Raw genomic sequence first — 22,548 nt, 5'->3', positions numbered from 1 at the left:
CACATCGTTCGATCATCGTCTGCCCTCGGTAGCGGCCCGCGCCTTGATCGCGGCCTCATAGAGCGCGGCGCCGTCGCGGTGGAAGGCCGCGCGGGAATCGGCACGGGAATAGAACATGTGCCCGCCGGGATAGACGGAGAGGCCGAGACGGCCGCCTCCGCCGAGGGGCGGCATCTGGTCGATCAGAAGTTTCGAGGCGAAATAGGGCGTCACGAGGTCGGTGAAGCCGTGGACGATGAGGACGCGCAGGTTGCCGTCGAGGGCCATGACGCCTCGCAAGGCTCCGACCGCCTCCGGCGCGGTGCGCCCGCCACCCCAGTTCCAGCCGCGATTGACCGCGTTGTTGAGGAGTTCGTAGCGCAGGTCCGGCACGCGGTAGTTCAGCTTCGTCGCATAGAGGTCGAGCATCGCGCTCGTCAGCGGCGCCTGCATGCCGGTGAGAAGCGGGTCCTCGAAGCCCGCGGACGGCGCCGTCGGATCGGGGTCCCAGCCGGTGACGGCCGTGTCATAGGCGCTGGCGACCCGCCCCTCGTCGCGACCGATCTCGCGTTGAACGCTGGTGGATCCGAGGCGCCCGGCCTGGCGCCGCACGAAGGCCGGATCGAGGCCTGTCAGCGCGCCGACCCCGTCGGCCAGGCGAGCGACGGCGGCCCCGTCCCCCGGACCCTTGATGAGATCGTCGAGATAGGGACCGACGGCATAGGCTTCGGCCTCGGCCAGCAACGCCCGGTCCGGCGTCCGGCCGGCCCGCTCCATCGCGGCGGCGGCGAAGGACGGCAGCTTGGTGACATGGATCCACGGCGTCGTCCGCGGCGCCTGCAGCCAGGCGAAATCGAGCACCGGGGAGACCAGGACGAGGCCAGAGAGGCCGATGCCGACCTCCTCCTGGAGCTTGGCCGCGATCAGTGGCCCGCGGAAACCGCCATAGCTCTCGCCGAGGAAAAATTTCGGCGCGGCGATGCGGTCGTTGGCGCGAAGGTAGCGGGAGATCGCGGCCGAGAGGACCGAGGCGTCGGAATCGATGCTCCAGTAGCGCTTGGCATCGCCGTCGGAGGCGCGGCTATAGCCGCTGCCGACCGGGTCGATGAAGACGAGATCGGTGAAGTCGAGCCAGGTGCCATCGTTGTCGAGGAGCGAAGGCGGCATCGACGGGCTGATGCTGTCGGTCGGCAGCGGTAGCCGCCAGGGGCCGACCGCGCCGATGTTGAGATAGGCGGAGGCCGCGCCGGGCCCGCCATTGAGAGCGAAGGTGATCGGCCGCGCCGGTTCTCCGGCCTTCGTCGGAACGATGTAGGCGATGAAGGCGATCTCGGCCTGGAGCTTGCCCGTCTCGTCCACGAGGGGCAGGCTGCCGGCCGTCGCCTTGAAGGTCAGGCCTCGGCCGTCCTTCAGCGTCACGGCGTGCTCGGTCGTGACGTCGGGGGGAAGCTTTCGGCCTTCCGGGCCGCGGCTCTCGGCGCTTCGACGCGCCTCGGGCGGAGAGCCGCCATGAGGATTGGGCTGGCCGATGGCAGGCGCACCCGTCAGCCCGAACAGAAGGGCGATCACCAGGTAGGAAAAACGCGTCATCGATCTGTCCCGGCCGCCACTGCGGCGTCTGCGATACGAAAGAGAGTGCCGCTCACGCCTTCTTCTGCCAGCGGCCGTCGTCGTCCTGCTGCCAATAGGCGAGGGTGTGTCCGGCCTCCTTGGCCAGCTTCCACTGGCTGCGGGCGAGGAGCAGCGCCTCCTGATCGGTGCCTTCGAACAGCACGCAGATGCGGGCATAGCTCTCCGCATCGGCGGGAAGCGGCGATCCCTCGACGAGGAACCGGATCGACGCCGCGTTCGGGTTGGTCTCCGCCAGGGTGAGAACCACCGGCAGACCTGCGGGATCGGCCTCGCGATCCGTGCCATGGGGCAGGAAGCTGTCGTCGGAATAGGTCCACAGCCCGTCGTCGAGGGCCTGGAGCCGCTCCTCTGAGGCCGCCTGGATCGCCACGCGCCACGAGCGCTCCAGCGAGCGCTCGACGAGGCTCGGCAGCACCTTCTCGAGGGGCTGGCGCTGGAGGTGGTAGAAGAGGATCTCGGTCACGTCAGGACAGATAGGTGCTTGCCCGGTCTTTGACAGCGGGCAGATTTGGACAGCGGGCGCTCAAGGCGCCTCGATGATGTGGGGCACGAACAGGGCGGTGTTCCTGGTGATCGGGCCGGCCTCTTCGCGCAGGCAGATCCCCGCTGGTTCGTCGCCGACGATCCAGGAACCGACGAGAGCGGAGCGGCCGTCGAAGTCCGGCAGGAGCGCGAGTGCTTGGCGGACATGGCCCTCCCCGCCGTAAGGCCCGTGATCCTGCGCCAGGACGGCGCCGTCGCGCACGATCAGGATGTTGGCGCCCTCGCGCGAGAATAGCGGCTTCTTGACGAAGGAATTTCCGAGCGAGCTCTTTCGCGGGTCATCCTCGAAATAGGCCGGGAGGAGGTTGGGATGGCCCGGCTCCATGGCGAAGAGGTGCGGCAGAAGCCCCTTGTTCGAGAGCACCGCCTTCCAGGGCGGTTCGAGGAAGCGCGTCGATGTGGCACCGATCGCAGTGCCGAACGCGTCGGCGAAGATCCATTCCCAGGGATAGAGCTTGAACAGGGTCGCGATCGGAGTTTCGTCTGGGCCGACGAAGCGTTGCTCGGCATCGAGGCCGATCTGCGCAAGATCGAGGAAGCGCGTGGCGAGACCGGCCTGCCGCGCGCAATCCTCGAGATACGCGACGGTGCCGCGATCTTCCGGCGCGTCGGCATAGGCGGTCAACGTGAGGGTTCCGTCGCCGGCCACCTGCCTGAACCTCGCGATCAGATGCTCATGGACCGCATTGAACTGATCCGTTCCGGCAGGCAGGTGTCCCGAGGCCAGCAGTTCCTCCAGCCATTGCCACTGGAAGACGCCGGTCTCGTACAGGGCGGTCGGGGTATCGGCGTTGTATTCGAGGAGCTTGGTGGGCCCGGCCCCGGCGCCGCCATAGGCGAGGTCGAGGCGTCCGTAGAGAGAAGGGTCGCCGCGGCGCCAGCTGTCCCGGATCGCGTCCCAGGCGTGGTTGGGGATGGCGAGCGAGGCGAGGATCCGCTCGTCCTCGACCGCCCGAGCGACGAAGGCGAGGCAGAGGGCATGGAGTTCGGCGCTCGGCGCCTCGATGCCCTGCTCGATTTCGTCGAGGGTGAACGCGTAGGCGTGGCTCTCGTCCCAGTAGGGAGCACCATCGAGGGTGTGGAAGGTGAAGCCCATGGCGATCGCGGTCTCCCGCCAGTCCGGCCGCTCCGGGAGGGCGACGCGCCGCATCGACGTCCCCTAGCTTGACGAGCCGTGCGACGAGAAGCTCCTCCCGGTCTGGCCGAAGCCGCCGAAGGATGCCGGGCGCACGGATGCCGCAGAAACGCGGGCGCTCGACGAGGCCCCTCCGCTCGCGGTCACGATCCGGCTGCCCGAACTCGTGCAATAGCCGCCATGGCCGGAATGAGCCTGGACGGCCTCGTTCGGCCGATGGTGATAGAGAGGTTGCGGAGTGAGGTCCTGACTCGCACGACGACCTAGCAGATAGCCCGCCATCATCGGGACGTATCGGCCGGCGGCACTGGCCGCGACGGCCGCACCTGGAACGCAATGGGCTGGACCGTGATGGGCCTCGCAGTCGGCCAATCCGGGATAGCGCGGCGCGGCTTCCGGATAGGCCCTGAGCGCGATCGCATAATCCCGGCGGCAATCTGCATCCGTCCGAATGGCTGCCATGGAACAGGCATCGGGACCTGGATAGACGAGCATATCCTCCTCGCGCTGCGATGGGTCCAGTTCGCCGAGGACGAGGGCAGTGGTGCCGGCCCCCGCGACGAGGACCAAGGTCACCAAGGTCGAGCGCTTGATGCGCGATGGGACTGGCGCTCTTGATGATGTCATCGCCGTTCAGCCGTCGAAAACGGCTCGACTCCCCGTGAGCAGAACGCTGCAACGCAAGCGTAGGAAACAACGAGGCTGTTGGGAAGAAGCGCAGCCGTTTGGCCGGATCAGTAGGTCATCGAGGCTGCATCGACCACGCCTGCGGCAAAGGAGGCCGCGGCGAGAAGGATGGCGGGGGCGAGTTGCCCAGACTCGATCCGCGCAGATAGATCCGGGATCGCGAGGCGCACCAGAAAGTAGACCAGGATCTGAAAGACGAGCGCGACGAGACCCCAGATCACGCAATCCAGCACCGATTGCGCGTTGAAGATCGCGACCGACAGGGGCAGCGTGTAGCCGATCAGGCTGCCGCCGAGCGCCATCGCGGCGGCGACGTTGTTGTCCCGGATCAGCGCGATCTCGCGGTGCGCCGTCGCGGTGAGGTAGACGCCGAGATAGAGCACGACGAGTCCGAGCGCGACGGCGACGTAGGACAGAAACGCCGGCAGGCCGGAAATCGAGACCATCACCGGCCCTCCTGTGGATTAGACCAGCCGGCTCTGATCGATCGCCGCGCCGATGAAGCTGCGGAACAGAGGATGCGGCTCGAACGGGCGCGATTTCAACTCCGGGTGGAACTGTACGCCGATGAACCACGGATGGCCCTCGTGCTCGACGGTCTCCGGCAGCAGCCCGTCCGGTGACAGGCCGGAGAAGCGCAGGCCCTTGGCCTCCAGGCGGTCGCGATAGGCCATGTTGACCTCGTAGCGGTGACGGTGCCGCTCGGAGATGTCGGTGGTGCCGTAGATTTCCGCGATCTTCGATTCCGGATGCAGGCTCGCCTTGTAGGCGCCGAGCCGCATGGTGCCACCGAGGTCGCCCTCGGCCGCGCGCCGTTCGAGCTCGTTGCCGCGCAGCCATTCGGTGAGAAGGCCGACCACGGGCTGATCGGTCTCGCCGAACTCGCTGGAATTGGCGTCGGTCACCCCGGCGAGCGATCGGGCCGCCTCGATCACGGCCATCTGCATGCCGAAGCAGATGCCGAAATACGGGATCTTGCGCTCGCGGGCGAAGCGGGCCGCCCGGATCTTGCCCTCGGCCCCGCGCTGGCCGAAGCCGCCGGGCACGAGGATACCGTTGATTCCTTCGAGGAACGGCGCCGGGTCCTCGCGCTCGAAGACCTCCGACTCGATCCATTCGAGGTTGACCCGGACCCGGTTGGCGATGCCGCCATGGGTGAGTGCCTCGGTGAGCGACTTATAGGCGTCCTTGAGGCCGGTATACTTGCCGACGATGGCGATGTTGACCTCGCCCTCGGGGTTGCGCACCCGCTCCGAGATCGTCGTCCAGCGCGTCAGGTCGGGCTCGCCCTCCGGCTCGATGCCGAAATGCGCCAGCACCTCGCGGTCGAGACCGGCCTCGCGGTAGGAGAGCGGCACGTCGTAGATCGAGGCGACGTCGCGCGCCTCGATCACCGCCGTCTCGCGGACGTTGCAGAACAGCCCTAGCTTGCGCCGCTCCTCGACCGGGATCGGACGGTCGCAGCGGCACAGCAGCATGTCGGGCTGGATGCCGATGGAGCGCAGCTCCTTCACCGAATGCTGGGTCGGCTTGGTCTTCAGCTCGCCGGCAGAGGGGATGTAGGGCAGCAGCGTCAGGTGCACGAAGGCGGTGGCGCCGCGCGGCAGCTCCTGCCCGAGCTGGCGGATCGCCTCGAAGAAGGGCAGGCCCTCGATGTCGCCGACCGTTCCGCCGATCTCGACGAGCACGAAGTCGAAGGCGTCGTTGCCGTCGAGCACGAAGGCCTTGATGGCGTTCGTGACGTGCGGGATCACCTGGATCGTCGCGCCGAGATAATCGCCGCGCCGCTCCTTGGTGATGATGTCGAGATAGATCCGGCCGGTGGTGATGTTGTCGGCCTTGGTGGCCGGCAGCCCGGTGAAGCGCTCGTAATGGCCGAGGTCGAGGTCCGTCTCGGCGCCGTCGTCGGTGACGAAGACCTCGCCATGCTGGGTCGGGCTCATCGTGCCCGGATCGACATTGAGATAGGGGTCGAGCTTGCGCAGGCGGACCTTGTAGCCGCGCGCCTGAAGCAAGGCCGCCAGTGCGGCCGATGCCAGACCCTTGCCGAGCGAGGAGACCACGCCGCCGGTGATGAAAACGTACCGCGTCATGGGCTTTGGTCCATAAAGCAAGGAACATCGATTCGCCAAACGCGCGTTCGCACGCAGCTCGGCACCTGAGCCGTCGGCGACAGGCGATGGCGGGCGTTCGCCCGGCGATTCCCGAACGACCACGTGATGAAATCCGGAGCGACGGCTCGGCGCTCCGTGAGAGTACCCGCGCAGATTCAGACGCGGGTGACAGGCCTCAGCGGGATTGCGGCGCGTCCGGCGTCGCGGGCTGGGCCGGCGGCGGAACGGGGACGGTCGGTTGGCTCGGCGCGGGCTGAGCGGGAGTACCCTGGCCCTGGCGCAGCGTGTCGAGCAGGTTATCGGCATTCGGCTGAGCCGGCTGCGTCGCCACGGGATTTCCGGCTCCGTCGAGAATAGAGCGCGGCGCGGCGGCCCTGTGCGACATCACCGCCAGGGTCATGCTGGTGGCGAAGAAGATCGCCGCCAGGATCGCCGTGGCGCGGGACAGCGCGTTGGCCTGGCCGCGCCCGGTCATGAAGCCGGACACGCCACCGGAACCGCCGCCACCGAGGCCGAGTCCGCCTTCCGAACGCTGAAGGAGGACCACGACGATCAGGCCGAGGACGACGATGAGGTGAATCGAGATCAGGACGGTCTGCATGTCGCTTTACGATAGCCCGATGGTCCGTGAATGACGCCCGGCGGGAGCCGGCGCGCCGAAGCGGATCACCTTGGAGAAAACGCGCTCCTACACGAGATCGGCATGCGGACCAAGTCGCGCAAGACCGTCGATCGTGGCAGGATCAGGCACAGGCGGCAATGATGCCGAGGAAATCCTCGGCGACGAGGCTGGCGCCTCCGACGAGCGCGCCGTCGACGTTTTCCACCGCCATCAATTCGCGGGCATTTCCCGGCTTGACCGAGCCACCATAGAGGATGCGGACCTTCTGCGCCTCTGATCCGATGATCTGCCCGAGCATCTCGCGCAGGGAGGCGTGGACCTCGGCGATGTCTGCAGGCGTGGGCGTCAGGCCTGTGCCGATCGCCCAGACCGGCTCGTAGGCGATGACCGTGTCGCGCGCGTTGGCACCCTTCGGTACGCCGATCGCGAGTTGCGCCCTGACGATGTCGAGCGTGCGGCCCTCCTCACGTTCTTCCTTCGTCTCTCCGACGCAGATGATGCCGCACAGTCCGGCGCGACGGGCGCCGAGTGCCTTGGCGTGGACACCATCATCGGTCTCGTGGTGGTAGGCGCGTCGCTCGGAATGGCCGACGATGACGTAGGTGGCACCGAGATCGGCCAGCATCTCGGCCGAGATCGAACCGGTGAAGGCGCCGCTCGCCTTGGCATGCAGGTTCTGGCCGCCGATGGCGATCGGGGTATCGTAGACAGCGGCGACGCAGGAGGAGATCAGCGTGGAGGGCGGGCATATGAGAACGTCGACCGCCTCGCGCATCCGCGGCGTGAGACCGTTGCGGACCGCCTCGACGATGGCGACCGACTCGCGGAGGCCGTTCATCTTCCAGTTGCCGGCGACCAAAGGGCGCCGCAGCCGACCCGTCATTATGTCCCTCACGACCCGTTTGTTTCGGGCCGGGGCCTAACAGAGCCGTATCCGGGGCGTAAACAGTCCGGAGGCCTTTCCGCAAGGCGAGCTTTGCGGATGGCCGGCGGATGGTCTATCGCGTGCCCGACCTTTCCGACACCCGAGCCCCCGATGCTTCAGTCCATCCGCACGGCGAGCCGCCACTGGCTCGGCAAGATCGTCCTTTCGGTCCTCTTCGTCTTCCTGATCGCCGGCGTCGCCGTGTTCGGCGTCGAGGATTTCTTCCGTGGCGGCTCGTCGACCAGCGTCGCAACCGTGGGCAAGACATCGATCTCGGCCGAGGCGGTCCGCTCCGCCTACCAGAATCAATTGCAGCGCTATCAGAGCCAGCTCCAGCGTAACTTCACCCCCGACCAGGCTCGGGCGCTCGGTATCGACCGGCAAGTTCTGGCGCAGCTCATCAGCGAAGCCTCCCTCGACCAGCAGACCCGCGAACTCGGCCTCGTCGTGCCCGATGCGGCCGTCCTGAGGGCGATCCGTGAGGAGGCTGCCTTCAAGGGTGCCAGCGGGAACTTCGACTCGACGCTGTTCTACCAAACTCTCCAGCGGGCCGGAATCACCGAGGCGACGTTCGTGCGCGAGCAGCGGGCCGTGATCGCGCGGCTTCAACTCGCCGAAGCCGTCGTGGCGGATCTCCACGTGCCGGTGGCGATGCGCGAGGCGGTCCACCGCTACGCGACGGAGCGCCGGACGGCTTCCTTCATGGTCCTGCCTCCTTCGGTTGCCGGCGACATCCCCGCTCCGAGCGAGGACGAGATGAAGGCCTTCTACGAGGACAACAAGACCTCGTATCGCGCGCCGGAGACCCGCGGCGTGACGCTGCTCGTCCTCGATCCCGCCACCCTTGCGAAGCCCGATGCGGTGAGCGCCGAGGACGTGCGCAAGCGCTACGAGAGCGCACGCAGCACCTACGGCTCGCCCGAGAAGCGCACGATCCAGCAGATCGTGTTCCCGGACGCCGCCGCCGCCGAGGCAGCCCGCAAGGAGATCGAGAGCGGCGAGAAGCCGTTCGAGGCGGTCGCCATCGCCCGCGGCGTCGACGCCAAGGATCTGTCGATCGGCACCCTGACCAAGGCCGAGCTGTTCGACAAGGCGGTGGCGGACGCAGCCTTCGCCCTCCCCCAGAACACCGTCAGCGCCCCGGTTCAGGGCCGCTTCGGCACCGTGCTGCTGCGCGTCACCGCCATATCTCCGGAGACGATCAAGCCGCTCGCCGAGGTGGAACCGGTGATCCGCAAGGCCATCGCGGCCGAGCGCGCCGCCACGGAGATCGATACGATCCACGACAAGATTGAGGACCAGCGCGCCAACACCAAGCCGCTCGCCGACATCGCCAAGGAAAGCGGCCTGCAGCTCCTGATGGTTCCGGCGGTGGATGCCCGCGGCCTCGATCCTTCGGGCAAGACCGTCGAGGGCATTCCCGACCGCGACACGACCCTGGCGGCCGTCTTCCGCGGCGAGATCGGCGGCGATACCGAGGCGCTGCGTACCAAGGGCGGCGGTTATGTCTGGTACGACGTCACCGCCATCGACCGCGCCCACGACAAGCCCCTGGCCGATGTCCGCGATGCGGTCTCCACCGGCTGGCGCAGCGCGGAGGTCGCCAAACGCCTCGCCGCCAAGGCCAAGGACCTCACCACCCGCCTCGACAAGGGCGAGGCGCTGGAGGCGCTCGCCGCCGAGACCGGCGTGCAATCCGAGACCGAGAGCGACCTGACCCGCGGCCAGCCCAAGGGGCAGCTCACGCCGACGACCGTCGAGCGCATCTTCGCGACGGCGGTAGAGAAGGCAAGCTCGGTGGAATCGGGCGAGACCCGCGTCGTCTTCAAGGTCGCCAGCGCCACGATGCCGGCCCTCGCCCTGGCCAGCCCCGCCGACGCCGCCATCGAGACACGCTTCCGCACGGTCGTGGCCGACGACGTCCTCAGCCAGTATATCGGCGAGGTCCAGAAGGATGCCGGCGTCAACGTCAATCAAGCCGCCTTCCGGCGCGCCATCGGCGGCGAGTATTGAGCGCCGCGACCATGCCGACCCCCGACCCCTCCGCCGCCGAGCACGTCGCCCGCTCCTACGAGGCGGGTCACGCGACGCTCCTGAGCCTGACCCTGGTGGCGGATCTGGAAACTCCGGTCGCGGCTTATCTCAAGCTCCGCGCCGGGCATTCCGGGCCGGCCTTCCTGCTCGAATCCGTCGAGGGCGGGGCGGTACGCGGACGCTACTCGATGATCGGGCTCGACCCCGACCTCGCCTGGCGCTGCCGCGCCGGCCGGGCCGAGATCGCCCGCGGCCACGACCTCACCGCCTTCGAGCCGGAGGCGGCGCACCCGCTGGAGAGCCTACGCGCGCTCATCGCCGAGAGCGCGGTCGGCGACCAGGTTCAGGGCGATGCGCTTCCGCCGATGGCGGCGGGCCTGTTCGGCTATCTCGGCTACGACATGGTCCGGACCATGGAGCGGTTGCCGGAACCGAACCCCGATCCCCTCGGCGTTCCCGACGCAATCCTGATCCGGCCGCGGGTGATGGTGGTTTTCGACGCCGTGCGCGACCTCATCACCGTCGTCGCACCGATCCGGCCGCGAGACGGCGTCTCGGCGAAAGCCGCCTTCGAGACGGCGATGACGGCCCTCGAGCGGGTGGCGGAAACCCTGGAGGGGCCGCTGCCGGTCGACACGCGGGTCGACCCCCGGGACATCGCGGCACCCGAGCCGGTCTCGAACACCACGCCCGACCAGTTCTACGCCATGGTCGCCCAGGCCAAGGAATACATCGTCGCCGGCGACATCTTCCAGGTGGTGCTGTCGCAACGCTTCGAGGCGCCCTTCACCCTGCCGGCCTTCGCGCTCTACCGCTCGCTCCGGCGCACCAATCCGGCGCCGTTCCTCTGCTACCTCGATTTCGAGGATTTCCAGCTCGTCTGCTCGTCGCCGGAGATCCTGGTCCGCGTGCGCGAGGGCGTCGTCACGATCCGACCCATCGCCGGAACCCGCCGCCGCGGCGCGACGCCGGCCGAGGACCGGGCTCTCGCCGAGGAGCTCCTGGCCGACCCCAAGGAGCGCTCCGAGCACCTGATGCTCCTCGATCTCGGCCGAAACGATGTCGGCCGCGTCTCGAAGATCGGCTCGGTGAAGGTGACCGACTCGTTCTTCCTCGAATATTACAGCCAGGTCATGCACATCGTCTCGAACGTCGAGGGTGCGATTGATCCAGCCCACGACCCGCTGAGCGCGCTGGCCGCCGGCTTCCCCGCCGGCACGGTCTCGGGCGCCCCGAAGGTGCGGGCTATGGAGATCATCGACGAGCTCGAGAGCCAGAAGCGCGGCCCTTATGGCGGCTGCATCGGCTATTTCGGCGCGCGCGGCGAGATGGATACCTGCATCGTCCTGCGCACGGCCCTCGTGAAGGACGGCCGGATGCACGTCCAGGCGGGCGCCGGCATCGTCTACGATTCCGACCCGGCCTCCGAGCAGCAGGAATGCGTCAACAAGGCCAAGGCCTTGTTCCGGGCGGCAGAGGACGCGGTGGTGTTCGCGAGCCGAGCGCGGCGGGGGCAGTAGCCCCGCCGACTCTCCTCAGGATCAGGCTGCGGTGCCGCTCGCCAGATGCTTGAACATATGGGCGCGGGCCTCGTCGTCCATCTCGGCCTTGAACGGGAAGCGGTCCTTGAGGGCAACGGCCCGAGCGGCGGCCGGACGGGCCGCGATGGTGTCGTGGTGCCGCTTCAGGTTCGGCAGGTCGGCCCAGGCCTCGTCGCCTAGAATGAATGGCAGCATCCGCGCCCAGCCCCAGACGCTCATATCGACGATGGTGTAGTCGCTGCCTAGCATGAACGGCCGCTCGGCGAGATGTGCGTCGAGGATCGCGTAGTGGCGCTTCGCCTCGAAGCGGTATCGCTCCTGCGCGTAAGGCACCTTCTCCGGCGCGAAGTGCCGGAAATGAACGGCCTGGCCAGAGAACGGACCGATCCCGGTGGCCACGAACATCAGCCAGGACAGCAGCGGGCCGCGCTCCGCTACCCCGGTGGGGATGAAGCGGCCTGTTTTCTCAGCGAGGTAAAGCAGGATCGCGTTGCTGTCGAAGACCGTGACGTCGCCATCGACGATGACCGGCACCTTGCCGTTGGGGTTGAGGGCCAGGAAATCGGGAGCGAACTGGTCGCCCTTGCGCGTGTCGATCGCCACGGGCTCGTAGGGAAGGCCGAGTTCCTCCAGAAGAAGCGCGACCTTCGTCGGATTCGGCGAGCCGTTGAAGAAGAATTTCAGCATCTTTGATCCTGACCGCGATGAAAGGGACGGTGATGGCGCGCCCGGCTCTACGGCAGCAGATCACCCGTCACAACCGCGAGTCTGCTGGCTGGAACTCCCGGATCTCGGGTGCAGGGCCGACGATCCGGTATTCGCCGATCGAAACATGCCGGTCGGCCGTGCAAGAACCGCCGAAGGGTTGACCCCGCCTCACCCTGCCGTCACATCGGCTCGTGAGAGCTGAGCTGCCGCGAGCCGATGTCCAACGTCCTCGTCATCGACAACTACGATTCCTTCACCTGGAATCTCGTCCACCTCATCGGCCCGCTCTGCGGATCGATCGACGTCGTGCGCAACGACCGGATCACCATCGACGAGATCCGGAGCCGGGCCCCCGATGCGGTCGTGCTGTCGCCCGGCCCGTGTTCGCCGAACGAGGCCGGCATCTGCCTGAACGTGATCGACGAACTTTCGGCGGCGATCCCGATCTTCGGCGTCTGTCTCGGGCTGCAGGCGATCGGTCAGGCCTTCGGCGGCGAAGTGGTGCGGGCGCCCACCCCGAAGCACGGCAAGATCTCGACGATCCATCACCGGGCCTCGGGCCTGTTCCGCGGGCTCAACGGGCCTTTCGAGGCGACGCGCTACCACTCGCTCGTGGTCGAGCGTGCGACCTGCCCGGAGGTCCTTAAGGTGACGGCCGAGGCCGACGGGCTGATCATGGCGCTCCAGCACGCGAGCCTGCCGATCCACGGCGTTCAGTTCCACCCCGAGAGCATCCTCTCCGAGCACGGCGCCGTCATGGTGCGCAACTTCCTCGACCAGGCCGCGGCCTGGAACGCGGCACGTGACAAGGGCCGCGACGGCGTGCATTGACGGCGCGCCACGGCACCTTCGCCGGGTTTTAGCGGGCCGCGCGTCGCACCCATGGATTCGTTCAAGCCACTCCTGGCGAAGGTCGCTTCCGGGCAGCCCCTGGCGCGCGTTGAGGCCCGCGCCGCCTTCGACGCGCTCCTGTCCGGCGACGTCACCCCCGTCCAGGCCAGCGCCTTCCTGATCGCCCTCAAGGTCCGCGGCGAGGCGCAGGACGAGATCCTCGGCGCCGTCGAGGCCATGCGCGCCCGCATGATCCGGGTCGATCCCGTGGCCGGCGCCATCGACGTGGTCGGGACCGGCGGCGACCATTCGGGCAGCTACAACGTCTCTACGCTCGCCGCTATCGTCACCGCCGCCTGCGGCGTGCCGGTGGCCAAGCACGGCAACCGCGCCGCGACCTCGCGCTCGGGCGCCGCCGACGTGCTGGCGGCCCTCGGTGTCAAGCTCGGGCTCGATCCGGAGGGGCTGTCGCGCTGCCTCGCGGAGGCGGGCCTCTGCTTCATGTTCGCGCAGACGCATCACGGCGCCATGCGCCATCTCGCGCCGATCCGGGCGGAACTTCCGACCCGCACGATCTTCAACCTGCTCGGCCCCCTCTCGAACCCGGCCGGAGTCGAGCGCCAGCTATTCGGCGTATCGAGCCCGGACTGGGCCGAGCCGCTGACGCGGGTCCTCGCCGAGCTCGGCTCCGCCAAGGTCTGGACGGTGCATGGAAGCGACGGCCTCGACGAGATCACCGTCACCGGTCCGACCTCCGTCGTCTCCCTGGAGAATGGCCGCATCGACCGTTTTATCATCGAACCGCGCGAGGTCGGCCTGCCGTCCTGGACCCTCGACGACCTGCGCGGCGGCGATCCCGAGCACAACGCATTGGCGCTGAGAGCCGTCCTCGACGGCGCGGAAGGCGCCTATTTCGACATCGCCATCCTCAATGCCGGCGCCGCCCTGGTGGTCGCCGATGCGGCGGATACATTGGCGGATGGAGTTGCCCGCGCCCGCGACGCGATCACATCGGGGGCCGCTCGCGCGACCCTCGCGCGCCTCGTCCAGATCTCGAACGCCTGAGGAGGCGAGGTCATGTCCGACGCCCCGACCGCTACCCGCTCCGACGTCCTCGCCCGGATCGAGGCCTATAAGCGCCGCGAGATCGCCGAGGCGAAGCTGCGCCTCCCTCTGGCGACCCTGGAGAAGCGCGTCGCCAAGGCCGGTCCTGTCCGGGGCTTCGCCGACGCCATCGCGGCCCATATTGCGGAAGGCCGGCCCGCGCTGATCGCAGAGGTGAAGAAGGCCTCGCCATCCAAGGGCCTGATCCGCGCGGATTTCGACCCGGCGGCGATCGCCAAGGCGTATGAGGAGGGCGGCGCGAGTTGCCTCTCCGTCCTCACCGACACGCCCTCGTTCCAGGGCAAGCCCGACTATCTCGTCGAGGCGCGCGCGGCCTGCGCCCTGCCGGTCCTACGCAAGGACTTCCTGTTCGAGCCCTACCAGGTCTACGAGGCGCGGGCCTGGGGTGCCGACTGCATCCTCGTCATCATGGCCTGCCTCGACGACGACGAGGCGCAGGCGCTGGTGGCGACAGCGCACGACCTCGGCATGGACGTCCTCGTCGAGGTCCACGATCAGGCCGAGCTGGAGCGGGCGATCCCACTGGAAACCCGGCTCGTCGGCGTCAACAACCGCAACCTCAAGACCTTCGAGGTCTCGTTCGAGACCGCCATCGATCTCTCCGCGGGCATCCCGAAGGACAGGATCGCCGTGGCCGAGAGCGGCATCTCCGGCCATGAAGAGGTGCTGCGCCTGCGCCAGCACGGCCTTCACACGATCCTCGTTGGCGAGAGCCTAATGCGGCAGGCCGATGTCGCCTCGGCGACGCGCATCCTTCTGTTCGGGAAAGCCTGACATGGTTGGACTGACCCATCTCGATGCGGCCGGCGCGGCCAACATGGTCGACGTCTCAGACAAGGCCGCCACCGCCCGCACCGCGCGCGCGGCCGGCCATGTCGTGATGCTGCCCGAGACCCTGGCGTTGATCCGCGAGGGCGACGCCAAGAAGGGCGACGTGATCGGCACGGCGCGGCTCGCCGGCATCATGGCCTCGAAGCGCACCCACGAGCTTATCCCGCTCTGCCATCCTCTCCTGCTCTCGAAGGTCAAGGTCGAGTGCGAGCCGGACGAGACCTTGCCGGGTCTTCGGGTGACCGCCGAGGTGAAGGTATTGGGTCCGACCGGCGTCGAGATGGAGGCGCTCACCGCGGTCTCGGTCGCCTGCCTCACGATCTACGACATGGTCAAAGCCGTCGATCGCGGCATGCGGATCGAGGGTATCCGCCTTATTGCCAAGGATGGCGGCCGCTCCGGCGCCTATCGCGCCGACGACGCGACGACGGCAGACACATGAGCGGGTTGATCCCGGTTGCCGAGGCCCTGGCGCGCATCCTCTCCGGCGTTCAGCAACCGACGGGCGAGGAACTCGTGGCGATCGGCCGGGCGGCGGGCCGCGTCCTCGCCCGCGATCTCCGCGCGACCCGGACCCAGCCACCTTTCCCGGCATCCGCCATGGACGGTTACGCGATTCGCAGCGCCGATCTGGCAAGCGTGCCGGCCCGGCTGCGTCAGGTCGGTGTCAGCGCCGCAGGGCGCGGCTTCTCCGGCACCGTCGGACCCGGCGAGACCGTCCGGACCTTCACCGGCGCACCTGTGCCTGAGGGCGCCGACGCCATTTTGATCCAGGAGAATGCGGAGGTCGACGGCGAGCACGTCACCGTGCGCGAGAGCGTCGCCGCCGGACGGTTCGTCCGCCACTCCGGCCTCGACTTCCGAGAAGGCGACCTGCTCCTCCAGGCCGGCGAGTCCCTGGATCCGCGCCGCCTGGCGCTTGCTGCCGCCGCCGGATGCCCGGACCTCTGGGTTCGCCGCGCGCCGCGCGTCGCGATCCTCGCCACGGGAGACGAGCTCGTCGCGCCCGGCGCGCAGGCGGCCTGGGATCAGATCGTCGCCTCGAACGGCCTCGCCGTGGCGGCGCTCGCCCGGGATGCGGGAGCGGAGGCGATCGACCTCGGCATCGCGGGCGACAGCCTCGAGGCTCTCGACGACGCGATCGGCCGGGCACAGGCCGCCGGCGCCGACCTTCTCGTCACCCTCGGCGGCGCCTCGGTCGGCGATCACGACCTCGTCCAGGCCGCCCTGCATCGGCAGGGCCTCGAGCTCGGGTTCTGGCGCGTCGCCTTGCGCCCCGGAAAGCCCCTGATGCATGGCCGCCTCGGCGGCATGATGGTGATTGGCCTGCCGGGCAATCCGGTCTCGGCCATCGTCTGCGGCCTGCTCTTCGTGGTACCGGCGATCCGCGCCATGCTCGGCGATCCCAAGGCCGGTGTCGATCGGAGCGAGCCCGCGATCCTTGGGTCGCCGCTCCCTGAGAATGACGGCCGCGCCGACTACATGCGTGCGCGAATCGAGACCGCGCCCGACCGCTTGCCGGTCGCTTTCCCCGAGAACCGCCAGGATTCCTCGATGCTGTCGATCCTCGGGCATGCGGAGGCTCTGCTGATCCGCGAGCCGAATGCGCCCGCAGCTGAGTCAGGCGAGACGTGCCGAATCGTGCGACTCGATCGTTCAGTCCGCTGAAGTCTGCCGCACGCTCAAAGTCACGCTGCCGGAACCCTTGCAGAACACTTGAAGAACGCTTAACGTGTTCGCGATTTGTTTCTGCGAGTGCGCCTCCGGTGCACTCGCGCAAGAGCGAGCCTGACGGATGTTGACGCGCAAACAACTGGACCTGCTTCAGTTCATCCAGCAGAGGATGCGCGAGAGCAGTGTTCCCCCCTCGTTCGACGAGATGAAGGATGCCCTCGACCTGAAGTCGAAATCAGGCATTCACCGGCTCATCACGGCACTAGAGGAGCGCGGCTTCCTGCGGCGCCTGCCCAACCGGGCTCGGGCGATCGAGGTGATTCGAATGCCCGAGAGCCTCGGTGGCCAGGAGGCTGCAAGGCCGGCGCCGACCGGAGAGGTGCGCCGGTTCACTCCCAGCGTCGTCGAGGGAGGCAAGTCGCAGAATAACCCCGCGAAGACTTCTCCGCCTCGCCCGATGATGGCGCGGGCGACGGACGAGGACGGCCGGGCCGTGATGGTGCCTGTGATGGGCCGTATCGCCGCCGGTACACCGATCTCGGCGATCCAGGACCAGAGCCACACTATCGCGATGTCGCCGGACTTCCTGGCGGGCGGCGAGCATTACGCCCTCGAGGTGCGCGGCGATTCGATGGTCGAGGCCGGCATCCTCGACGGCGACCTCGTCGTCATCCGCAAGCAGGACACGGCCGCCACGGGGGACATCATCGTTGCGCTCATCGACGACGAGGAGGCCACCCTGAAGCGCCTGCGCCGGCGCGGTTCCTCGATCGCCCTGGAGGCCGCCAACCCCGCCTATGAGACCCGCGTGCTCGGTCCCGACCGGGTCCGCATCCAGGGCCGTCTGGTGAGCCTTGTCCGCCGCTACTGAGGGCTGTCGGGCGGGATATCGGGTTCGTCGCTCTCCGGCATCTCGGACGGCAGAGCGGCGGGCTTCACCACGGGTTTCGGGTCTTGCGGGGCAGGGCGCCAGGGTTTGGTCTCACCGGGCTTGCGTACCGTGGTCAACACGGGTCCTTCGGCCGCGAAGCGGATCGCCGTCGCACCATGAGTGCGCAGGAAGGCGCCGTCGACGATCGTTCCAGCTCCGCAGTTCGGCGGCGAGGCGACGCGGGCGATGAGAATCCCGGCACGGGCGCAATCCTCGGCGAAGCCTCGCCTGTCTCTGAGGAGCGCGACCCAGCGCCCGTCCTGCGCCTGAAGGGTGCAGCCGATCCGGTCGCAGCGGGCCGTGCTGGCCTCGATGACCGTCGCAGCCGAACGCCCATCACCATCGGCCTTCAGCCACTGCTCCATCACGAAGGCGGACGGCCGTCCTAGTGTGACGAGACGCCCACTCTTGTCGCGAACGGCGGCACCCGCCGCTTCCCTATCGATGTAAATGTCGTGCCGCTGGGGCGTCGCCGCGAGCGCGACCCCGAGCGCCGCCGGAGCGAGGCCGATCCAGCGAAGGTGAGATACCGGCACTGTCAGCATGATCAGCGCGAGGGCGAGCCACGCGAGCGCCCCGCTACTGAAGGCCGGGATCACCAGGCTGGCATGCCCGAAACCGCTGATCCAGGCGGAGATCGACAGCATGCCCTGGATCGCGAGCCCCATCATCCACCAGACCGGCTGATCGAGGGCGAAGGGATAGACGAGAATTCCGAGCACCGCGGACGGCATCACCACGAGCGAGACGAGGGGCAACGTCAAGGCGTTGCCGATGAGGCCGAAGGGTTGCACGGTCTGGAAGTGGAACGTCGAGAACGGCGCCGTGGCGACCTGCGCGACGAGGGTGGTCGCGACCGTGCCGATGACGACGGCGGCGATGCCGAATAGGAACCGCATGATGCGGCTGTCGCCTTCGCTTCGAAACAGGCTCCCGTTGATGTAGCGGGCGCAGGCGATGAGGCCTGCGACGGCGCCGAACGACATCTGGAAGCTCGGCCCGAGCACGCCCTCGGGCTCGCGGGCCAATGCGATCAGGGCGGCGAGCGCGAGGTTGCGCATGCTCAAGGCCGGCCGGTCGACGAGGATCGCGCCGAGCATCACCAGCGTCATGATCAGGGATCGTTCGGCCGCGATGTCCCAGCCCGAGAACACGCAATAGGCGGTGACGCCGACCATGGCGAAGATGGCGGCGATCTTCTTGATGGGCGCGTGCAGGGCGAGGAACGGGACCGTCGCGAGAACCGCCCGCACGAGCCAGAAAACGACGCCTGCAGCGAGCACCATGTGCAAGCCTGAGATCGATACGACGTGATAAATTCCCGCTGCGCGCAAGACCTCGTTGCTCTGCGCGTCGATGAGCCCCCTTTTGCCGGTGACGAGGGCGGCCGCGACGGCACCGGCCTGCCCGCCGATCGCGTCGGCGATCCGCCGGGTCAGGGCATTGCGGGCCTCGTCCGTCGCGGCGGCGAGGCGAAGGGTCCAGGTCAGAGGACGAGGCGGCGGCCGCACCTCGATCTTGCCGACCAGGGAACCGACGGCGCCGAGGCCGCGGAAGTACGCGTCGCGCGCAAAATCGTAGCCTCCCGGGCGGGCCGCTTCCGGCGGCGGCAGCAGGCGGGCATTGGCGGCGATGAAGTCGCCCGGCTTGAGGGTCTGCGCTGTCTTGTAGGAGACTCGCACCCGAGTCGGTCGCTGATCGGGTGACAAGGTGCCGAAGCGTTCGACGAGAACGACGAGGCGGGCGCCCTCCTCCCGCTCGTCGAGGGTTTCGACAAAGCCCGTCAGCGGCGCGATGGTCGTCCGCGCGAGAACCGGCCCCGCTACCCGCGCGACGCGCCAGGCACCGGCTGAGAAGCCGAGCAGGGCCGCGATCAGCGCCAGCAGAAGCGCCCGGGCGACCGGCCGCGCCGCGCAGAAGGGCAGCACCACGCACAGCAGGATCGCGAGGCCGAGCGGGGCCGCCATCACCGGTTCGCCGGCCGTCGCGGTGAAATAGACGAGAACGCCGGCTCCGAACGCGACCGCCAGCCAGGGAAATAGACGCCGCTGGTCATGCTCCTGCGCCAGGCCCGCGAGAACCCACTCCGTGAGGCCGCGCAGCCAGTAGGCGGAGAACCCGGGGCGCGGGGCGGCGACCGCCCCCGAACTCCGAGCCCTGGCCTCGCCCGATGCCATCGCGCCTCACCGCATCGCGAAGGACTCGCCGAATTCAGGCACGAGACGATTCCTTAACGTGCCAGCAACCGCATGCTACATGCCGCCATCCGGGCCGGTCGAGTGGCCCTGGTCCCGCTTCCCCACATAAGTCAGCCCGCCCGATGTCGTCTGCCGTCGTCACCCGTTTTGCGCCCTCCCCCACCGGCTACCTCCATATCGGCGGTGCCCGTACGGCCTTGTTCAACTGGCTCTATGCCCGCCGTTTCGGCGGCCGCATGCTGCTGCGGATCGAGGACACCGACCGCGAACGCTCGACGCAAGGAGCGATCGACGCGATCGTCGACGGACTGCACTGGCTCGGCCTCGATTGGGACGGAGACGTCGTCTATCAATTCGCCCGCGCCGAGCGTCATCGCGCGGCGGCCGAGAGCCTGCTCGCCTCGGGCAACGCCTACCGCTGCTACGCGACGCCGGAAGAACTCACCGCCATGCGCGAGGCGGCACGCGCCGAAGGCCGGCCAATGCGCTACGACGGCCGCTGGCGCGACCGCGATCCGTCCGAAGCCCCGGCAGGCGTCAAGCCGGTGATCCGCCTGCGCGCGCCTTCGGAGGGCGAAACGGTGGTCGAGGACGGCGTCCAGGGCCGCGTAGTCTGGCAGAACCGCGACCTCGACGACCTCGTCTTGCTCCGCTCGGACGGCAACCCGACCTACATGCTCGCCGTCGTCGTCGACGACCACGACATGGGCGTGACCCATGTCATCCGCGGCGACGACCACCTCACCAATGCGGCTCGCCAGAGCCAGATCTACCAGGCTTTGGACTGGCCAGTGCCGAACATGTCCCATATCCCGCTGATCCACGGGTCAGACGGCGCCAAGCTGTCGAAACGCCACGGCGCTCTCGGGGTCGATGCCTATCGCGACCTCGGCTATCTGCCGAGCGCCCTGCGCAACTACCTCGTGCGCCTCGGCTGGAGCCACGGCGACCAAGAGATCTTCTCGACCGACGAGATGATCGCGGCCTTCGACCTGCCGGCGATCGGCCGCTCGCCCGCCCGCTTCGATTTCGCCAAGCTCGAGAACCTCAACGGCATCTACATCCGCGGCGCCGAAGATTCGCAGATCGTCGATGCCATCGACGGCATCCTGCCGGCCCTTGGCCCTGCCCGTGGCATCCCCGCGCCGATGCCTGCGGATCTGCGAGAGAAGTTCACCGCGGCGATGCCGGGCCTGAAGGAGCGCGCCAAGACCCTCGTCGACCTCCTCGACAGCGCCTATTACCTCACCGCCGCCCGACCGTTGACCCTCGACGAGAAGGCCGCCGCGCTTCTCAACCCGGACGCGCGCGCGCGTCTCGCCGCAATCCTCCCGCCGCTCGAAGCCCTGCCCGAATGGGATGCGACCTCGACCGAGGGCGCGGTCCGCCTCTTCGCCGAAAGCGCCAGCCTGAAGCTCGGACAGGTCGCACAGCCCTTGCGAGCGGCGCTCACCGGCCGGGCCACCTCGCCGCCGCTCTTCGACGTGATGGCGGTGCTCGGGCGCGAGGCGAGCCTCGGTCGCCTGCGCGACCAGATCGAGGTTGCCTGAAAACGGTGACATCCCGGCCCGGATTTCGCTTCGAGAGGACCGGGTGTCGCGGAGCGTGAGTTGAAGGTCGAAGATCGATCCGCTAACCCGGTGACGGTGTTCGCACTTGCAGCAATCCAAGCAGGCGGACACCCGATGCCGATCGTCGCTTCGTCGTCAGGCGGGCCGGTTCGGCATCATCGCCACGGTCCGTCCTCTGCCAGGAAAGGGTCCACGTCTCCATGAGCGCATCCAGCACGATCACCGTGGGCGACAAGCAGGTCGAGCTTCCGATCAAGACCGGGACCATCGGCCCCGACGTCATCGACATCGGCAAGCTCCACGCCAAGACCGGAGCCTTCACCTTCGATCCGGGCTTCACATCGACGGCGTCCTGCGAATCCAAGATCACCTATATCGACGGCGATGCCGGCATCTTGCTCTATCGCGGCTACCCGATCGAGCAGATCGCCGAGCAGGGCGACTTCCTCGAGACCTGCTACCTAATGCTGTTCGGCGAGTTGCCGACGCCGGCTCAGAAGGCCGATTTCGACTACCGGGTCACGCGCCACACCATGGTGCACGACCAGATGAACCGGTTCTTCCAGGGCTTCCGCCGCGACGCGCACCCGATGGCCATCATGGTCGCCTGCGTCGGCGCGCTCTCAGCGTTCTATCACGACTCGACCGACATCTCGGACGACAAGCAGCGGATGATCGCGTCACTGCGCATGATCGCCAAGATGCCGACACTCGCGGCGATGGCCTACAAGTATTCGATCGGCCAACCCTTCGTCTATCCGAAGAACGACCTCGACTATACATCAAACTTTCTGCGGATGTGCTTTGCCGTTCCGTGCGAGGAATTCGTCGTCAACCCGATCTTCGCTCGCGCACTTGATCGGATATTCATTCTCCACGCTGACCACGAGCAGAACGCCTCGACCTCGACTGTGAGGCTCGCGGGTTCGTCTGGCGCAAACCCCTTCGCTTGCGTTGCGGCCGGCATCGCCTGCCTGTGGGGGCCAGCCCATGGCGGCGCCAACGAGGCGGCGCTGAAGATGCTCGAGGAGATCGGCACTCCCGACAACGTCGCCAAATACGTCGCCAAGGCCAAGGACAAGAACGACCCGTTCCGCCTGATGGGCTTCGGCCATCGCGTCTACAAGAACTATGATCCGCGCGCGCGGATCATGCAGAAGACCACGCACGAGGTGCTCGGGCAGCTCGGCATCAAGGACGACCCGTTGCTCGAAGTCGCCGTGCAGCTCGAGCAGATTGCTCTCAAAGACGACTACTTCATCGAGAAGAAGCTCTACCCGAACATCGACTTCTATTCGGGCATCACCCTCAAGGCGATGGGCTTTCCGACCTCGATGTTCACGGTTCTCTTCGCACTCGCGCGGACCGTTGGCTGGATCGCCCAATGGGCCGAGATGATCGAGGACCCGTCCCAAAAGATCGGCCGCCCGCGCCAGCTCTATATCGGCCCGGAACAGCGCGAGTACG

General features: G+C 67.9%; 20 protein-coding genes. 10 read left to right on the top strand and 10 right to left on the bottom strand.

Going from position 1 to position 22,548, the window contains the following annotated elements; all coding sequences use genetic code 11:
* Nucleotides 1–12: 12 nt before the first annotated feature.
* From K2Y56_RS01620 to tpiA, 8 genes are all read right to left on the bottom strand, one after another.
* The gene (locus tag K2Y56_RS01620; RefSeq protein WP_292504201.1) at nt 13–1,569 is read right to left on the bottom strand and encodes a peptidase S10; all 1,557 of its coding nucleotides are present in this window, start codon (nt 1,567–1,569) and stop codon (nt 13–15) included.
* A 52-nt stretch (nt 1,570–1,621) separates the two neighbouring features.
* Entirely contained in the window at nt 1,622–2,074 is a 453-nt protein-coding gene (locus tag K2Y56_RS01615) for a DNA polymerase III subunit chi (RefSeq protein WP_292504199.1), read from the bottom strand.
* A gap of 60 nt (nt 2,075–2,134) precedes the next feature.
* Nucleotides 2,135–3,304: a glutathionylspermidine synthase family protein gene (locus K2Y56_RS01610; protein ID WP_292504197.1), complete on the bottom strand. Its 1,170-nt coding sequence runs from the start codon at nt 3,302–3,304 to the stop codon at nt 2,135–2,137.
* Nucleotides 3,305–3,313: 9 nt separating this feature from the next.
* The gene (locus K2Y56_RS01605; RefSeq protein ID WP_292504195.1) at nt 3,314–3,916 is read right to left on the bottom strand and encodes a DUF1190 domain-containing protein; all 603 of its coding nucleotides are present in this window, start codon (nt 3,914–3,916) and stop codon (nt 3,314–3,316) included.
* Nucleotides 3,917–4,023: 107 nt separating this feature from the next.
* Nucleotides 4,024–4,422, bottom strand: a complete 399-nt coding sequence (locus tag K2Y56_RS01600; protein WP_292504192.1) for a DUF350 domain-containing protein — start codon at nt 4,420–4,422, stop codon at nt 4,024–4,026.
* Between the two features lie 18 nt (nt 4,423–4,440).
* Entirely contained in the window at nt 4,441–6,069 is a 1,629-nt protein-coding gene (locus K2Y56_RS01595; RefSeq protein WP_292504190.1) for a CTP synthase, read from the bottom strand.
* Nucleotides 6,070–6,265: 196 nt separating this feature from the next.
* Nucleotides 6,266–6,691, bottom strand: coding sequence for a preprotein translocase subunit SecG (gene secG / locus K2Y56_RS01590; RefSeq protein ID WP_292504187.1), 426 nt, complete (start codon nt 6,689–6,691; stop codon nt 6,266–6,268).
* A gap of 142 nt (nt 6,692–6,833) precedes the next feature.
* Nucleotides 6,834–7,595, bottom strand: a complete 762-nt coding sequence (gene tpiA, locus K2Y56_RS01585; RefSeq protein WP_292504184.1) for a triose-phosphate isomerase — start codon at nt 7,593–7,595, stop codon at nt 6,834–6,836.
* Between the two features lie 153 nt (nt 7,596–7,748).
* On the opposite strand from tpiA, the gene K2Y56_RS01580 reads away from it, so the two are divergent.
* The gene (locus K2Y56_RS01580; protein WP_292504181.1) at nt 7,749–9,650 is read left to right on the top strand and encodes a peptidylprolyl isomerase; all 1,902 of its coding nucleotides are present in this window, start codon (nt 7,749–7,751) and stop codon (nt 9,648–9,650) included.
* A gap of 11 nt (nt 9,651–9,661) precedes the next feature.
* Nucleotides 9,662–11,191, top strand: a complete 1,530-nt coding sequence (gene trpE, locus K2Y56_RS01575) for an anthranilate synthase component I (RefSeq protein ID WP_292504180.1) — start codon at nt 9,662–9,664, stop codon at nt 11,189–11,191.
* Between the two features lie 21 nt (nt 11,192–11,212).
* On the opposite strand, the gene K2Y56_RS01570 is transcribed toward trpE, so the two are convergent.
* Nucleotides 11,213–11,899, bottom strand: a complete 687-nt coding sequence (locus K2Y56_RS01570; RefSeq protein ID WP_292504177.1) for a glutathione S-transferase N-terminal domain-containing protein — start codon at nt 11,897–11,899, stop codon at nt 11,213–11,215.
* Nucleotides 11,900–12,136: 237 nt separating this feature from the next.
* On the opposite strand from K2Y56_RS01570, the gene K2Y56_RS01565 reads away from it, so the two are divergent.
* From K2Y56_RS01565 to lexA, 6 genes are all read left to right on the top strand, one after another.
* On the top strand, nt 12,137–12,751 hold the full coding sequence (locus tag K2Y56_RS01565) for an aminodeoxychorismate/anthranilate synthase component II (RefSeq protein ID WP_292504174.1): 615 nt from the start codon (nt 12,137–12,139) through the stop codon (nt 12,749–12,751).
* Nucleotides 12,752–12,802: 51 nt separating this feature from the next.
* Entirely contained in the window at nt 12,803–13,816 is a 1,014-nt protein-coding gene (gene trpD, locus K2Y56_RS01560; protein ID WP_292504172.1) for an anthranilate phosphoribosyltransferase, read from the top strand.
* A gap of 12 nt (nt 13,817–13,828) precedes the next feature.
* Nucleotides 13,829–14,650, top strand: a complete 822-nt coding sequence (trpC, locus tag K2Y56_RS01555; RefSeq protein WP_292504169.1) for an indole-3-glycerol phosphate synthase TrpC — start codon at nt 13,829–13,831, stop codon at nt 14,648–14,650.
* A 1-nt stretch (nt 14,651) separates the two neighbouring features.
* Nucleotides 14,652–15,149 carry a cyclic pyranopterin monophosphate synthase MoaC gene (gene moaC / locus K2Y56_RS01550; RefSeq protein ID WP_292504167.1) on the top strand — a complete coding sequence of 166 codons (498 nt, stop codon included), beginning with the start codon at nt 14,652–14,654 and terminating at the stop codon, nt 15,147–15,149.
* On the top strand, nt 15,146–16,375 hold the full coding sequence (gene glp / locus K2Y56_RS01545) for a gephyrin-like molybdotransferase Glp (protein WP_292504165.1): 1,230 nt from the start codon (nt 15,146–15,148) through the stop codon (nt 16,373–16,375). Before moaC ends, glp begins: the two co-directional genes overlap by 4 nt.
* Nucleotides 16,376–16,502: 127 nt before the next feature.
* Nucleotides 16,503–17,252, top strand: a complete 750-nt coding sequence (gene lexA, locus K2Y56_RS01540) for a transcriptional repressor LexA (protein ID WP_292504162.1) — start codon at nt 16,503–16,505, stop codon at nt 17,250–17,252.
* On the opposite strand, the gene K2Y56_RS01535 is transcribed toward lexA, so the two are convergent.
* Nucleotides 17,246–19,489: a ComEC/Rec2 family competence protein gene (locus K2Y56_RS01535; protein ID WP_292504160.1), complete on the bottom strand. Its 2,244-nt coding sequence runs from the start codon at nt 19,487–19,489 to the stop codon at nt 17,246–17,248. The two genes, lexA and K2Y56_RS01535, sit on opposite strands and share 7 nt — an antisense overlap.
* Before the next feature lie 143 nt (nt 19,490–19,632).
* On the opposite strand from K2Y56_RS01535, the gene gltX reads away from it, so the two are divergent.
* Complete coding sequence (gene gltX / locus K2Y56_RS01530; protein WP_292504157.1) at nt 19,633–21,060, top strand: glutamate--tRNA ligase; 1,428 nt, start codon at nt 19,633–19,635, stop codon at nt 21,058–21,060.
* Between the two features lie 221 nt (nt 21,061–21,281).
* Nucleotides 21,282–22,548, top strand: a 1,267-nt coding sequence (gene gltA / locus K2Y56_RS01525) for a citrate synthase (protein ID WP_292504155.1), incomplete at its 3' end; no start/stop codon positions are given.

This window comes from Methylobacterium sp. (assembly GCF_019745455.1).
Lineage (GTDB): Bacteria > Pseudomonadota > Alphaproteobacteria > Rhizobiales > Beijerinckiaceae > Methylobacterium.
Note: the sequence above shows the minus strand (reverse complement) of the source record. Positions and strands in the feature narration are given on the sequence as shown.